This is a genomic window from Myroides sp. ZB35 (genome assembly GCF_001865835.1).
Classification (GTDB): domain Bacteria; phylum Bacteroidota; class Bacteroidia; order Flavobacteriales; family Flavobacteriaceae; genus Flavobacterium; species Flavobacterium odoratimimum.
In genome coordinates this window covers 993,300-1,009,137 of the sequence record NZ_CP017769.1, presented here as the reverse complement: position 1 = coordinate 1,009,137, position 15,838 = coordinate 993,300, and the positions used below count along the sequence as shown (strand labels likewise).

15 protein-coding genes are annotated in these 15,838 nt (G+C 35.6%); 10 read left to right on the top strand and 5 right to left on the bottom strand.

The window, feature by feature from the left end:
- Positions 1-90: 90 nt before the first annotated feature.
- Together BK054_RS04535 and BK054_RS04530 are read right to left on the bottom strand one after the other, a co-directional pair.
- Positions 91-1,989: an amidophosphoribosyltransferase gene (locus tag BK054_RS04535; RefSeq protein WP_006264500.1), complete on the bottom strand. Its 1,899-nt coding sequence runs from the start codon at positions 1,987-1,989 to the stop codon at positions 91-93.
- Positions 1,990-2,048: 59 nt separating this feature from the next.
- Positions 2,049-2,978 carry a PfkB family carbohydrate kinase gene (locus BK054_RS04530; protein WP_006264501.1) on the bottom strand — a complete coding sequence of 310 codons (930 nt, stop codon included), beginning with the start codon at positions 2,976-2,978 and terminating at the stop codon, positions 2,049-2,051.
- Between the two features lie 767 nt (positions 2,979-3,745).
- On the opposite strand from BK054_RS04530, the gene BK054_RS04525 reads away from it, so the two are divergent.
- Genes BK054_RS04525 through BK054_RS04515 form a run of 4 tightly spaced genes read left to right on the top strand, consistent with a single transcriptional unit; the run spans position 3,746 to position 5,805 of the window.
- Entirely contained in the window at positions 3,746-4,591 is an 846-nt protein-coding gene (locus tag BK054_RS04525; protein ID WP_071306980.1) for a hypothetical protein, read from the top strand.
- Between the two features lie 7 nt (positions 4,592-4,598).
- Positions 4,599-4,727, top strand: a complete 129-nt coding sequence (locus BK054_RS18735; protein ID WP_255404227.1) for a hypothetical protein — start codon at positions 4,599-4,601, stop codon at positions 4,725-4,727.
- Between the two features lie 5 nt (positions 4,728-4,732).
- Positions 4,733-5,125, top strand: a complete 393-nt coding sequence (locus BK054_RS04520) for a DUF1493 family protein (RefSeq protein ID WP_071306979.1) — start codon at positions 4,733-4,735, stop codon at positions 5,123-5,125.
- A 50-nt stretch (positions 5,126-5,175) separates the two neighbouring features.
- A complete protein-coding gene (locus BK054_RS04515) occupies positions 5,176-5,805 on the top strand; it encodes an RDD family protein (RefSeq protein WP_006259887.1) in 630 nt (209 codons plus the stop codon).
- Positions 5,806-6,073: 268 nt separating this feature from the next.
- Here BK054_RS04515 and rnhA read toward each other — a convergent pair whose 3' ends face one another.
- The gene (gene rnhA, locus BK054_RS04510) at positions 6,074-6,547 is read right to left on the bottom strand and encodes a ribonuclease HI (protein WP_006259886.1); all 474 of its coding nucleotides are present in this window, start codon (positions 6,545-6,547) and stop codon (positions 6,074-6,076) included.
- A gap of 8 nt (positions 6,548-6,555) precedes the next feature.
- Positions 6,556-7,116 (bottom strand): phosphoribosylglycinamide formyltransferase, encoded by a 561-nt coding sequence (locus BK054_RS04505; RefSeq protein WP_006259885.1) that lies wholly within the window; start codon positions 7,114-7,116, stop codon positions 6,556-6,558.
- Between the two features lie 196 nt (positions 7,117-7,312).
- Here BK054_RS04505 and BK054_RS04500 point away from each other — a divergent pair, with 196 nt between their 5' ends.
- From BK054_RS04500 to pyk, 5 genes are all read left to right on the top strand, one after another.
- Complete coding sequence (locus tag BK054_RS04500; protein WP_002988156.1) at positions 7,313-7,549, top strand: acyl carrier protein; 237 nt, start codon at positions 7,313-7,315, stop codon at positions 7,547-7,549.
- Between the two features lie 201 nt (positions 7,550-7,750).
- Positions 7,751-9,004 carry a beta-ketoacyl-ACP synthase II gene (gene fabF / locus BK054_RS04495; protein ID WP_025125226.1) on the top strand — a complete coding sequence of 418 codons (1,254 nt, stop codon included), beginning with the start codon at positions 7,751-7,753 and terminating at the stop codon, positions 9,002-9,004.
- A 15-nt stretch (positions 9,005-9,019) separates the two neighbouring features.
- The gene (rnc, locus tag BK054_RS04490) at positions 9,020-9,766 is read left to right on the top strand and encodes a ribonuclease III (RefSeq protein ID WP_006262392.1); all 747 of its coding nucleotides are present in this window, start codon (positions 9,020-9,022) and stop codon (positions 9,764-9,766) included.
- 97 nt (positions 9,767-9,863) lie between these two features.
- Positions 9,864-10,352 carry an IPExxxVDY family protein gene (locus tag BK054_RS04485; protein ID WP_006259881.1) on the top strand — a complete coding sequence of 163 codons (489 nt, stop codon included), beginning with the start codon at positions 9,864-9,866 and terminating at the stop codon, positions 10,350-10,352.
- Between the two features lie 4 nt (positions 10,353-10,356).
- A complete protein-coding gene (pyk, locus tag BK054_RS04480) occupies positions 10,357-11,787 on the top strand; it encodes a pyruvate kinase (protein WP_006259880.1) in 1,431 nt (476 codons plus the stop codon).
- A 164-nt stretch (positions 11,788-11,951) separates the two neighbouring features.
- On the opposite strand, the gene BK054_RS04475 is transcribed toward pyk, so the two are convergent.
- Positions 11,952-12,557, bottom strand: coding sequence for a superoxide dismutase (locus BK054_RS04475; RefSeq protein WP_016650245.1), 606 nt, complete (start codon positions 12,555-12,557; stop codon positions 11,952-11,954).
- A gap of 111 nt (positions 12,558-12,668) precedes the next feature.
- Between BK054_RS04475 and BK054_RS04470 the strand changes: the two genes are divergently transcribed.
- Positions 12,669-15,815 (top strand): UvrD-helicase domain-containing protein, encoded by a 3,147-nt coding sequence (locus BK054_RS04470; protein WP_071306978.1) that lies wholly within the window; start codon positions 12,669-12,671, stop codon positions 15,813-15,815.
- Positions 15,816-15,838: the final 23 nt, after the last annotated feature.

Genomic DNA, 15,838 nt, shown 5'->3' with positions numbered 1-15,838 from the left:
ATACTATATAAAGTAAATGGGCTGTTATCTTTTGATAACAGCCCATTTATTATTTAGTCTCTCGTGATGAGATATACCTTATTTTATATCCTAGTATGGTTTTTCGTCTCTTCCTTCGTAGAAGTTGATGAAAGCTCTATTTACCACTCTATTTCCTCCTTTAGTAGGATACTCACCAGTGAAGTACCAGTCTCCTAAATTCTTAGGACAAGCGATATGTAAGTTCTCTACAGATTGGAATACAATCTTAACTTCAGACTTTATGTTTACATCCTTCACCATTACAGCGATTTTATTAGAAATCTCTTCATCTGTAAATGGCGCATAGATATCTTTTACATAGTTAATGACTTCATTGTCTTGTAAGTGCTCCTGTGCTTTAGACTTTTTATATACTTCATCCACGATATGATATAAGTTGCGGTCTTTTAGTAACTCTATAGCCGCTTGGAAAGCGATTAATCCCTCTAGCTTAGCCATATCGATACCATAGCAGTCAGGGTATCTCACCTGTGGAGCAGCAGATACTACCACGATACGCTTAGGGTTAAGTCTATCTAGCATACGGATAATACTCTTTTTAAGTGTAGTACCACGTACGATACTATCATCGATGATCACTAAGTTATCAGTAGGTTTGATCACACCATAAGTCACATCGTATACGTGAGCTACTAAGTCGTCACGACTACTGTCATCTGTGATGAATGTTCTCAGTTTAGCATCTTTTACAGCGATTTTCTCTGTTCTTAGTTTTACAGATAAGATCTCTTGTAACTTCGCTTCAGATAAGTTTTCTTTATTCTTTAGAATATCACTTATTTTACGTTGATTAAGGAAGTCTTGTGCTCCTTCTACCATTCCGAAGAATGACGTCTCAGAAGTATTCGGGATATAAGAGAACACAGAGTTATCTGTATCATCTCCGATCGCTTTTAATACCTCAGGGAAGATTAGTTTACCTAAGTCTTTTCGCTCTTGGTATATATCTGCATCATTTCCTCTAGAGAAATACACTCTCTCAAAAGAACACGCTTTAAGAGGAAGAGGCTCTAAGATTTGTTCAAATTTTACAGAAGCATCTTTGCGGATAATGATAGCCTTACCAGGATCTAATTCTTTAATCTCTTCAAAAGGTACATTGAATGCAGTCTGTATCACAGGTCTTTCACTAGCTACTACCACAATCTCATCATTCTCGAAGTAGAATGCAGGGCGTATACCGGCAGGGTCACGTAATACGAATGTATCACCATGTCCGATCATACCAGCCATCGCAAAACCTCCATCCCAGTTCTTAGAAGCACGACGTAAGATACGCGCTACATCTAGACGTTCTCCGATTAGTGGAGACGCTTTCTTTTTAGTATATCCTTCTTGTTTTATCTTATAGTATAAGTCATTTACTTCATCATCTAAGAAGTGTCCTATCTTCTCCATTACTGTAATGGTATCAGACATTTCTTTAGGATGCTGACCTAGTTCTACTAAGTCTTGGAATAAATCACGTACGTTAGTCAGGTTGAAGTTACCCGCTACGATTAGGTTTCTGTGCATCCAGTTATTCTGGCGCAAGAATGGGTGAACACTCTCGATATTGTTCTTTCCGAATGTTCCATATCTTACGTGACCTAAGAAAACCTCTCCTAGATAAGGAATATGTTTTTTCTGAAGATCTACGTTGTTTTGGTATTCAGGGTGTGCTTCCATCTCTTCATTGATACGCTCATTGATCTGCATGAAGATATCCTGAATAGGTTGTGCTTTGTTTGAACGAACACGACTAATGTATCGCTCCCCAGGTTCCATATCAAGTTTAATACTTGCTAGTCCAGCTCCATCTTGTCCTCGGTTGTGCTGTTTTTCTAGTAATAGATACATCTTTTGTATCGGGTAGAAAGCACTTCCATACTTCTCTTTGTAGTAGGATAACGGTTTTTTTAGTCTTAGAACCGCTATACCGCATTCGTGTTTTAAAGCGTCGCTCATGTTAGTTGTGTGTTGTTGTTGAATAAAAAAAGCCCCATAACGAGGCTTATAATTTTACATTATTGTTTTAATTCGATATCGAATTGAGTTAACATTTTAAATTGTTGTAGTCTTCCCACCACTTCTTTGTCGTTTAATTTTTCCATCCTTGATGTTCCAAATTCTTCTACACAGAATGATGCAAGATTAGAGCCATATATAATAGCGTTCTTCATATTTCTGAACGAAACATTGCTGCTCTGTGTCAAATAACCTGTAAAACCACCTGCGAAAGTATCTCCAGCTCCTGTCGGATCGAACACTTCTTTTAACGGTAATGCAGGTGCGAAAAATACGTCTTTATCTTCAAATAATAAAGCACCATGCTCACCTTTTTTAATAACAACGTATTTTGGTCCCATAGTATGAATAACTTCAGCAGCCTTCACTAGAGAATACTCTCCAGATAGCTGACGTGCTTCTTCATCATTGATAGTGATAACATCGATTCTTTTTAGCACTTCCTTTAATTCATCTAGCGCACAATTCATCCAAAAATTCATGGTGTCTAGAACGATAAGTTTAGGCTTAGCGGTTAATTGATCTAATACTTTGATCTGAATGTTTGGGTGTAGATTACCTAGCATTACTACATCAGATTCTTTGAAATCTTCTGGTACGATAGGATTAAAATCAGCCAATACATTAAGTTGTGTATCTAAAGTATCTCTAGAGTTTAGATCATTATGGTATCTACCACTCCAGAAGAAGGTTTTTCCTTCTTTTACTACTTCTATTCCAGTAGTATCGATGTTTCTACTATTTAAAAGATCCAAGTGCTCTTGTGGGAAATCATTTCCAACCACAGACACTATAGCAGATTTAATATTAAAGTGTGAGGCAGACAATCCGATGTATGTCGCTGCACCACCTAATATCTTGTCTGTTTTTCCGAATGGAGTTTCTATTTCATCAAAGGCCACCGTCCCCACTATCAGTAATTTATTCATATTTTTTGCAAAGAAATAAGCTACAAATATATGGCAATACTCTTTTTACTACCAAATTTAAAAGCTATAATTAACTATTTTGCTAACACTGAGTGTTTTAGTATAGATTGTTGTTTTTAATGCAATTATCTAGTACTTAGTCAGTATTATTCTATAAAAAGATGATGTCGTCATCTTTATCACATGCTGTTATTTAACACAGAATTAAATAATTATAAAGTCTTTTCTCTGAAGCTTATCTGGCTTCTTTTTTAGAAACTACCTGATGCATAATACAGCATACACAGGAGTCTATACACTAGCTTAAAGATAGTGAAATAATCATAATGATAGCTAGGCAGAAGCTTCTAAAAAGCGCCTTCTTCAAGAGTGCCACAACACCTCTTCAAGATTCCTTCAATAAAAGCCTTGTTAGCTAGAGCAATATTGGAGAAATGTTGAAGAAGTGTTGAAGGAATTGCTTCTACTGCTTATAAATACTAAGGTTAGAGTGTGTTAAGGTTTATTGTGTGATTTGCTTTTTTTATATTAATGTATTGGTAATTAGTGGTTTGTGTTTGTTTTGTCGATAAGTTAGGTATAAAAAAGTGTGCTGTTTTTTCTGCTAATAGAGGGTAAGTACCCCCTAATCTCGTCAAAAAACAGAAATAAGGAGTTGTAGTTAGCCTTTTATAGGCCTAATAAGTGTTTTTTAGTGGGATAGAATAGAAAAAAGAGAAATGTTTTTTAGATTTACGATAACGAACTAACTAACAACCTTATTAATTATGAAAAAGAACTTAATGCTTTTAATGGCATGTGCTATGGGAACTCTCGCTAGTGCTCAGTTTCGTATTCCTTTTAGACTGACTAAGTATAATAATCTAATACTAAAGACAGTCGTGAATCAGAAGGATAGTTTAGACCTGATGTTTCAGGTAGCGATGGATGATGGCGCTATCTCGCCTGTGCGTGTGAATAAGGTAGAGCATATCATTTTTGACAAAGAAGATTATAGTGCTTCTAATACAGTAGAGATTAGTGGGCATGTGTGGGATGGTATTTCTTTTGTAGATAATCAGTATAGCGGATTAGAGTCAGATGGTAAGATCGGTATGGCGTTGTTTAAAGATAGTGTATTAGAGATAAATTATGATAAGGAAGAGTTAGTCTCTTATACGAGTATGCCTAGTGTAGAAGGATATCAGTCGGTTCCTGTTCATTATCGAAACGGTGCGATGTTTATCGATATGCTGAGTGAGATAGCTGGGCGGGAGTATGTACATCCTTTTTATCTTCAGTCTGGTTATTCGGGAGGGATACTATACGATGACAAGTTTGCGGAGGAGAATAGGTTAAAAGATAAACTGGTTACTATAGATCATAAAGAATTAAAGAACTCAGCAGGCAAAAGTGTGATTACGAATACTGCTGAGGTGACTAAGGTGAGTTTGGGTAGTGCTGAACTACAGCAGGTGAGAGTGGCGTACTTCTCAGGAGAATTAAAGAATCAATCTTTTAGTCTGTTTGGAGCAGATATGATGAAACGTTTTAATTGGATTATTAATGCTGATAGAACTAGGGCGTGGATAAAGCCGAGTAAGCATTATAAGGATGAATTTATAAAACTATAGAAGAGTTATGAAGGGGGTGAGTATAGTGGGCTTCATATTTTGTTTTCTTGTGCCTTCTTTAATGTTAGCACAGGGATTACATATTATAAAAGAGCCTATCGTATTATTAATGAATGCTGCTGCAGGAGAGAGATAAATACTATGAGGAAATTGACTTTAGAGAATGTGATATCTTTTTTGAATACTGATACGAGTCGACAAGAAAAGGTGATTACTGAGAACAGTGATATTGCTTATAATTTTGGATCCGGTCTTGATATAGATGATTTACTTATTTCGCTAGAAGATGAGTTTGGGGTAAGTTTTGAATATTTTGAATTTGACTGTTATTTTTATCCCGAAGGTTTTGAATATAGTTTAAAGGGATGTGTGATGATGATGGTTAATGGGGTTTTGTTACCTTTTAATATTGTAATCGCTATTTTAAGATGGGTATTTAATGTTCCAGAGCAGTATAAGCCTGATCTTAATAAGGAACTGTGTACGCCTGTAACTCTTTATGAGTATATGATGAAGAATAAAAAGAGTATGTAGTTTATTTTGTAATCATTAATATGTTTATTTTTGTTAAAAAAATACAATTAATGAAAAAGGAGTACTTTATCTCTATTAATGGCGAAAGTCAGGGGCCATATCAGTTCTCTGAGTTAGGACAGTTTATAATTTCTCCGACTACGCTAATCTGGCATAGTGAATTGCATGATTGGACAGAGGCAAGATTTCTACGAGAGTTTGAAGTGTATCTTCAGAGACCGATGTATAGTACGCCAAATTATGGGTATAATCAAAATGTTAGTTTGGCTTATACTAGGGATAATCGATATGTGATTGTAACTACGCCTACAGAACGAATTCACTATCGATACGCTGACTTTGGAGAGCGTTTTGTAGCAGGGTTATTAGATGGTTTGATTCTTTTAATACCAAGCCTCTTTTTTCCATTTATAGCTGGGTGGCTCTATTATTCATTAATGCAGAGTAACGATGGACAAGCGACTATAGGGCAAAAAACGATGAAGATCATGTTGCTAGACTGTAAGGGGCAGCGAGTAACTTTTGGTCAAGCTACAGGGCGATTTTTTGCTAGATTATTATCTGGTTTTATATTCTGTATTGGTTATTTTATGTTTTTCTGGTCAGATCAGAAGCAGACTTTACACGATAATCTAGCGGAGACTCTAGTAGTAACAGAGATTCGTAGAGAGAGGCTGTAAGTACAGTGTATGTGCTATAGTAGAGAGATGGTGTTACAAGGAAAGTATAATCAGTGATTATATACGAGGTAAGAAGAAAATGAGGTGAATGACATTAAACAATGCCAATATCAGATAATGAATTAGCATACTTCACAGAATATGGAGCTAGTGAGTTATGCGATAGGTTATTTAGTAGTGACTTAGATTTTTCGGATATAGAGAGACCTTCTCTTATGTAGTATAACGACAAAGAGCATCCCTTAAAAAGATGCTCTTTGTTGTTTTATTAATTTTCTTCAGACTCGTAATATTCGTCTATTAATAATTTAGTTCCTGTTGCTGCTTTTACTGCAAGGACGTCACATCGTTCGTTCATAGGATGGTTGTTATGTCCTTTTACCCATTTAAACTGGACGTTGTGTTTGCGGTATACTTTTAAGAAGCGTTGCCATAAGTCAGGATTCTTTTTGTCTTTAAAGGCTTTTTTCTCCCATCCGAATACCCATCTCTTTTCTACAGCATCTACCACATACTTAGAGTCCGATACGACTAGGACATTAGTGCCTTCGTTCTTTAGCATTTCTAAGCCTACGATCACCGCTAGTAGTTCCATGCGGTTATTGGTAGTTTTGCGATATCCTTGGGATGCTTCTTTATAGACATTATGACCTGCCCACTCTAGTATCAGTCCGTATCCACCAGGACCAGGGTTACCTCTAGAGGAGCCATCGGTATATAGTATTACTTGTGGCAAATTCATTTATAATATTAAAATAGTAGTTTCTCGATTACTTGTGGGAAGTGTAGGTGTTCTAGTTTAAGTACAGCTGCGCCTACTTCTTCTGGTGTATAGGAAGGCTCTATCGGAGTAGAAGCTTGGAATATAACAGCTCCTTCATCGTAGTTTTCGTTTACATAGTGAATAGTGATTCCAGACTCTTTTTCTTTATTTTCTACGACTGCAGTGTGTACGTGATGACCATACATTCCTTTACCGCCATATTTAGGCAATAATGCTGGATGTATATTAATTACTTTATTCGGATATTTTTTAACAAGGTCATCGGGAAATTTCCATAAGAAACCCGCTAATACAATTAAATCAGGTTGAAATTGTTCTAATTTTTGAGATACAGCGCCATCATTTAGCATATTTCTGTCAAAAATCAGAACTGGAAGATTTCTTTTTTCAGCTTTTTCTATTACCTTAGCATTTTGGTTGTTAACCAATATAAGGTATTGATTAGAAATAGACTTGCTTTCAAAGTAGTTGATGATGTTTTCTACATTAGTCCCTGAACCAGAGGCGAATAGAGCTATGTTTTTCATGTAGTTAGTTGTGTTATGAAGTTGAAAGTACAATAAATAAGTACAAAAAAAAGAATAATAACTGACAATAAATAGAAAAATAGCGATAAGTATTAATAATTTTTATAATTTCGCACCGACAATTAACATGGAAAATCAGGATTTAAAATAAAGTTTTTTATTTTTGCCTACGAAATTAAATTTAAAATTAAAGATTATGTCAGACATTGCATCAAGAGTAAAAGCGATTATCGTTGACAAATTAGGTGTTGACGAGAACGAAGTTGTAGCAGAAGCAAGCTTCACTAATGATTTAGGAGCTGATTCACTAGACACTGTTGAGCTTATCATGGAGTTCGAAAAAGAATTCGATATTCAAATTCCAGATGACCAAGCTGAAAACATTGCTACAGTTGGACAAGCTATCTCTTACATAGAAGAAGCTAAAAAGTAATAACTATATCCCGCGTGTTTATTCCATAAACATGCGGGTGTTATTATTTTTTTGAAAATGACTGATTTTTAGAAGAAACAAAAAAGGACAGATTGGCAACAATCTAACATATACAATCAAACAAACACCCCAATGTTTCCTTTTTTTACAAAAGTGAAGATTGGGATTTTTTTTTATAGTACAAACCATATAAGTTATTTTATGAAATTAAAGCGAGTTGTTGTAACCGGTTTAGGTGCCCTTACGCCAATTGGAAATAATATTCAAGAGTATTGGAACAACCTAATTAATGGAGTAAGCGGAGCTGCACCCATTACATATTTTGACGCTACCAATTTCAAAACTCAGTTTGCGTGCGAAGTAAAGAATTTTAACGTAGAGGATTTTATCGAGAGAAAAGAAGCACGTAAGATGGACCGTTATGCACAGTATGCTATGGTTAGTGCAGACGAAGCGATCAAAGATTCAGGATTAAATTTAGAGACTATTGATTTAGATAGAGCAGGAGTTATTTGGGGTTCAGGTATTGGAGGATTAGAAACATTCCAAAACGAGGTGACAAACTTTGTAGAAGGAAATGGAATACCAAAGTTCAATCCTTTCTTTATCCCTAAAATGATAGCGGATCTTGCAGGTGGACATATTTCTATGAAATACGGTCTGAGAGGACCTAACTTCACTACAGTATCTGCATGTGCATCATCTACTAATGCTATTATCGATGCATTTAACTATATTCGTTTAGGTATGGCTGATATCTTCGTAACTGGAGGTTCTGAGGCTGCTGTAACGATAGCAGGTATCGGTGGATTTAATGCAATGCATGCACTATCTACTAGAAATGATGATCCTAAGACTGCGTCTAGACCAATGGACAAAGACAGAGAAGGATTCGTATTAGGAGAAGGAGCTGGAGCTATTATCTTAGAAGAATATGAACATGCTGTAGCACGTGGTGCTAGAATCTACTGTGAGATCGGTGGAGGAGGTATGTCAGCTGATGCTCACCACTTAACAGCGCCACATCCAGAAGGATTAGGAGCTACTAATGTGATGATCAACTGTCTTAAAGATGCTGGATTAGAGGCTAAAGATGTAGATGTGTTAAATATGCACGGTACTTCTACACCACTAGGAGATATCGCAGAATCTAAGGCTATTCTTAATGTATTCGGAGAGCATGCTTATGAGATGAACTTGAACTCGACTAAGTCGATGACAGGTCACTTATTAGGAGCTGCTGGTGTTATCGAGGCTATCTCAGTGATTTTATCATTAGAGCACGGTATTGTTCCACCAACAATCAACCATTTTACAGATGATGAAGCGATAGATTCTAAGCTAAACTTCACGTTTAATAAAGCACAGAAGAGAGATGTTAAAGTTGGAATGAGTAATACATTCGGCTTTGGAGGACACAATGCTTGTGTGTTGGTTAAGAAATTAGAGAAGTAAAATCATCCTATAAAGATGAAAAAGTTACTAAATAGAATATTCAATAATTCCCGTTCCTTCAATAATGAAGACGGGAATTTTTGTCGAAAGGTGACTGAGATAGTCGGTGTAAAACCAGTAGAACTATCTTATTATAAAATTGCATTCACGCATCGATCGATGAATAGATGTGATGAAGAAGGTCATCCCATTAACTATGAGCGCTTAGAGTTCTTAGGCGATGCAATGTTAGGATCTGTTATTGCTTCTTATTTATTTATAGAAGTTCCGAGTGGAGATGAGGGCTATTTGACGAAGATGCGTTCTAAAATTGTTAGTCGAGAAAATCTGAACCAATTAGGTAAAGATTTGAAACTAGTCTCGCATGTAGAAAGCAAGATGGGCAATCAACAGTTCGGAGAGAATATACATGGTAATTTATTAGAGGCTATTATAGGTGCTATTTATCTTGATAGAGGTTACCCTGCGTGTGAGAAGTTTATCCACGAACAACTGTTGAGCAAGGTGTCAGATATCCAAGAGTTAGAAACGAAGATAACTAGTTATAAAAGCTTGCTAATCGAATGGTGTCAGAAGAGAAAGCATACGTTTAAATACGATACTTTTGAAGAAGACACGGCAGAAGAATTAAAGTACTTCGGTGTACGTCTGTTTATAGACGATAAACTAGTCGCTAAAGCGAGAGCTACATCTAAAAAGAAAGCAGAAGAAAAGGCATCACAACGTGCTTACTTCGCATTTCAAGAACAGATAAAGCAATAATTTTTGTTAATTCCTTAACGTTTATATAATCTAATATGGTGAGGTTATACAAATATAGCTCGATAAAAGTTGTATATTTGTGTAACTAATTTCTTATATGGGTATAATAAAATATAAGCTTGAAGACTTTGATAGTGAGGATTATCGTTTAATCGCCATACATACTTCCAGAAAAGAAGATTATAAAGTAGTGTATTTTATTAATTCAATACTTGAGATTAATCTAGAACGAAGTAAGAGGGATGTAGACATCTTTACAGATGTGGGACACGCTTTTTTTTCATTCTATGAGTATGATGACTTTGATCATCATGTGTATTGGAAGGTGGTAGCGAATAAAGCTTTTCTAATACCTGAATCAGGGTTAGACTCTCCCTTATTTGTCTCAGCCAACCATCCAGTAACAAAACAGGGGTATTTATTGCCCGAATTAAAGTCAGTCGATTATTTGATTAAGATAGAAGAAACTGATAGTCAGTTCGAAATTGGTACAATCATTGATCGGTTGAATTCAGTAAAAATTATATCTGCAGCTTATGAGATAAAGCAAGAGATATTAAAAAATAAAACGAACTTAATTTTTTAAAAATATGTTAGCACAAAAAAAGACGAAAATCGTAGCAACGTTAGGACCAGCATCTAGTACGAGAGAGGTATTACATGATATGATTAAAGCTGGTGTAAATGTTTTTAGAATCAACTTTTCACATGCTGATTATAAAGATGTTCAAGAGAAAGTAAATATAATCCGTGATCTAAATAAAGAATTTGGATATACTACTTCTATTTTAGGTGACTTACAAGGGCCTAAATTAAGAGTAGGTGTGATGTCTGAAGATGTTATCGTGAATCCTGGTGATGTGATTACATTCTCTACGAAAGAAGAGTTTAAAGGTGACGCAGAACGCGTATACATGAATTATAAAAAATTCCCAACTGACGTTAACGCAGGAGAGAGAATTTTATTAGACGATGGTAAACTTATCTTTGATGTATTAGAAACTAATGGAGAAGATGAGGTAAAAACTGTAGTTGTACAAGGTGGACCACTTAAATCTAAAAAAGGGGTTAACTTACCAATGACGAAAGTATCATTACCAGCGTTAACGGAAAAAGATATTAGAGATGCTATTTTTGCTTGTGAGTTACAAGTAGACTGGATCGCATTATCTTTCGTTCGTACACCTGAAGATTTAATGGACTTACAGAACTTGATTAAAGAACATTCTGATCACAAGATTCCAATCATTGCTAAAATCGAAAAACCAGAGGCAGTAAAGAATATTAAGAAGTTAGTAGCTTACTGTGATGGTCTGATGGTAGCTCGTGGAGATCTAGGTGTTGAGATTCCTGCTCAAGAGGTGCCATTGATCCAAAAAGAATTAGTTCACGTAGCTAAGAATGCTAGAATCCCTGTAATCATCGCTACACAGATGATGGAGACGATGATCTCTAGCCTTACTCCTACTAGAGCTGAGGTAAATGACGTTGCAAACTCTGTAATGGACGGTGCTGATGCTGTAATGTTATCAGGAGAAACTTCTGTAGGAGCATACCCAGTACAAGTAATCGAGAAGATGACACAGATTATTCAAAGTGTTGAGACTTCTCCATTAATTAAAGTACCACAAAGTCCACCTACAATCAAGACAAACCGTTATATCACTAAAAATATTTGTTACCACGCTGCTTTAATGGCGAATGATATCGAAGCTAAGGCTATCTGTACATTGACAAATAGTGGTTATACAGCGTTCCAAATTTCGGCTTGGAGACCAAATAGTAATATATTAGTATTCTCTTCTAATCGTCGTATTATTACTCAATTAAACTTGTTATGGGGAGTTCAGGCTTTCTATTACGATAAATATGTGAGTACTGATGAGACTATTGAGGATATTAATGCTATGGTAAAAGATAAAGGATTAGCTGAGCCAGGTGATATGGTTATCAATTTAGCAGCAATGCCAATTATCGAAAAAGGTATGGTGAATACACTAAGAATATCAGAGGTACAATAATTATCGTACTTCCACAATATAGAAAGCTCAGGACATGGTTCTGAGCTTTTTTTGTTTAATCCAGTATGGCATAGCATATAATTAATGAGAAATCTGAGGTAAGGGTATAAAAAAAGCTCCATTGCTGGAGCTTTTAATAGTTTGTAATGAGGTGCAAAAATTAATTATTTTGCCTCTGCGTATCTTCTTGCTACTTCCGCCCAGTTGATAACATTAAAGAAAGCATTAATGTAGTCAGGACGACGGTTTTGGTAGTTTAAGTAATAAGCGTGTTCCCAAACATCCATTCCTAAGATTGGAGTTCCTCCACAAGCAACACCAGGCATTAATGGGTTGTCTTGGTTAGGAGTACCACATACTTCTAATTTACCATCTTTAACACATAACCAAGCCCATCCAGACCCGAATTGTGTAGCACCAGCTTTAGCGAAAGCATCTTTAAAGTTTTCGAAAGATCCGAAAGCAGTATTGATTGCATTAGCTAACTCACCTGTTGGCTGACCACCTCCATTAGGAGTCATTACTGTCCAGAATAAGTTGTGGTTATAGAAACCACCACCGTTGTTACGAACAGCTCCATTAGCCATGTCTAAGTTAGCAAGGATATCTTCGATAGTTTTTCCTTCTAAAGCTGTTCCAGCGATAGCTGCGTTTAAGTTAGTAGTATAAGCATTATGATGTTTTGTATGGTGGATTTCCATCGTACGTGCATCAATATGTGGTTCCAATGCATCGTATGCATATGGTAATTTTGGTAATTCGAAAGCCATAATTCGTATTATTTAAAGATTAATATTAATTTTATTTCAAATTTAAACAAATAAAGCCTAATATGGAAGGTTTGTAATGTTTAATATAAGTTAATAAATAGAACCTACTTCATGCTTGATAAGCCTTCATTCTCAATATATAACGCGTCTGCTGGGTCTGGAAAAACCCATACTTTAGTTAAGGAATATCTTAAGATTTTACTCCTTGATAAGCAAGATGACGCCTATAAAAAGATACTTGCTATTACTTTTACGAATAAAGCCGTAGCAGAAATGAAGACTCGTGTTGTATCTTGTCTAAATGCTTTTTCTAAAGAAGAGCTAGATCCTAAATATGGAAGTATCTTTAATCAAGTACAAGAAGAAACAGAATTAGAGGAAGGATTTATAAGAGCGAAGTCAGGACGTATTATCAGAAGTATTATTCACAACTATGCTTCTTTTGATATCTCTACGATAGACAAGTTTACCCATAAGGTTATTCGCTCTTTTGCTTTTGATTTAGAATTACCGATGACTTTTGAGGTTTCGTTAGATTCAGATGAATTGCTACAAGAGGCGGTGGACGCAGTAATCGCAAAAGCTGGTGTGGATAGTGAATTGACAGATTTGTTGATTGACTTTTCTATTGATAAAGCAGATAATGATAAGAGCTGGGATATCACGAGAGAGCTGAAAGAAGTGGGAGCTTTACTATTAAATGAAAATAATAGAGAAGAAATAGCTTTGTTCTCTGAGCATACTTTACAAGACTTTGTAAAAGTGAGAGATTTTCTTCGCGAAGAGATTAAAAAAATTACAGCAGAAAGCATTGTTCTGGGGCAGAGTATAATGGACTTAATAGAGTCTAAAGGAATGGATAAAACTTCGTTCTCAGGACAGTATTTCGTCAAGCATATAGAGAATGTGATTCAAGATACTGTAGGTACAACCAAGCGTTATCACGAATTTGATGATATTAAAATAAAGAAGACTGCTAAAGATGTGGAGTTAATCGAAGCTTTTATACCAGATTTTCTAAAGGTGTTAGCGCAGGTATATGATTTGTATTCTCGTAGAGCTTTTTATACTGCTTTCTTGAAAAACCTTACCCCTTTATCGCTGTTAAGTACTATAGGGCAGGAGATGGATAAGATTCAAGAGGAGCAAAATATATTGTCGATCACTCAGTTTAATGCGATTATTCACAATGAAATACAGAATCAACCAGCACCATTTATCTATGAGCGTTTAGGAGAGCGATATCATCACTTTTTTATAGACGAATTTCAGGATACATCAGAAATGCAATGGCAGAACTTGGTGCCACTGATTGATAATGCATTAGCAGGAGAAGATCATACAGGAACTAAGGGAAGCCTGATGATAGTAGGTGACCCTAAACAGTCTATCTATAGATGGCGCGGAGGAAAGGCAGAACAATTTATTGCTTTGAGCAAGGATGAGAATCCCTTTGCTAATCCTGATAAACAGACCGTGAACCTTGGTCGTAATTATCGAAGTTATGCTGAGGTCATTCAATTTAATAATAGATTTTTTAAGGATGTCTCTCGCAACTTTATTAACGAGGATTATAAAGATCTATATGAGAATAATAGTTATCAAGAAGTTAATAGTAAAGCTGGCGGGTATGTAAATATTGAATTCTTACAAAAGGATGAAGGAGAAGATGCTGAAGAGAAGAATATGCAATATGCGCAAGCTACGCTGAATACTATACAAGGCGTTTTAGAGCAGGGGTTTGATCTGAAAGATATTGTTATTCTAACACGTAAGAGAGATCACGGTGTGTTATTAGCAAATTACTTAACAGAGAATGGTCTAGAGATACTTTCTTCTGATTCGTTATTGATTAACAATGCTAGTGAAGTGAGGTTAATCATTAATGTACTGAAGTTCTTAAAGACAGAGCGCGATCTAGAAGCAAAAATGATGATGCTGTACTATGTAAGTGGTAAGCAAAGTGATTTGACAAAGAAACATGATTTTATAAAAGCGGGACTTTCTTTTGAGACTGAGTTAGAATTAGAAGCTTGGTTAGTAGACCACAATGTGCCTATCTCATTTGAGGCTTGTCGTTCGAAGTCATTGTACGATGCTGTTGAGGCTATTGTTTTAGCTTTTTTACCAGATAAGAGTGCTAGTTCTTATGTTTTGTATTTCTTAGACTTGGTATTAGAAAAGTCTTTAAAGAATCAATTTGGGATTAGTGACTTCTTAGAATATTGGAATACAAACTATCACAAGTTTAGCATACCGACACCTGAAGGTAGAAATGCTGTGCAGATTATGACGATACACAAATCTAAGGGGTTAGAATTTCCAATTGTTATATTTCCTTTTGCAGAAGAGGATTTCACACGCCCTAGTCGTGATAAACTATGGGTGAATATAGAGACGGATAAAGATCAGATAATGTTCCCCAAAGCTTTGGTTGACTCTAAGAAGGAAGTGGTGGAATATGGTGAGTATGCTCAACTTCTGTATGAGAAAAAAGAACAAGAGATGTTGCTGGATAATGTAAATGTTCTTTATGTAGCATTGACTAGAGCTGAAGAACAGTTATATATTATTAGTTATAAAAACGTAACAAGTAAAGGAGAGTTTAGAAATAATTTATCTAAACTATTCTTAGATTTTTTAGTGACAGAAGGTGTTTATAATGACGTAGATTTAGTCTATGGATTTGGAGAGAAGGTAAAGGTTTCTAAAAGTAAAGAGGTCATTACGGATGAAGTGAATAAAATGATTCTTCCTGTAAAGAGTGTATTGGATTTTGAAGCAATCAAAATTGCACAGAGGGAAGCTTTGATGTGGGATTCTCATAACCAAAAAGCGATAGAGTATGGTAACTTAGTCCATAAACTGATGTCGTTTATAACAGATTATCGCGATGTAGATGCTGTGGTAAGAGAAGGGCTAGAAAAGGGATTGATACAGGAGGATGCAAAGGAGCGTTTTAAAGAGATTATTCAACGTATCGTGAGTAACCCTGATTTAGAGATTTTCTTTAGAGAAGATAATATTGTATTTAACGAGCGAGTAATCATAGGACCTTATCAGCGCAATACTATACCAGATAGAGTAGTGATAAGAGGAGGACAGGCTTATATATTAGATTATAAAACAGGTAAAGAAGAAGAGAAATATAAAGACCAAGTGAAGGCTTATGGGCAGTCTTTAGTGGAAATGGGTTATGAAGTCGTTAAAATGGTGTTGCTATATACAGGGGAGAACTTAAATATAATACATTTGTAAAAGAGTATAAATTGTTTAAAACT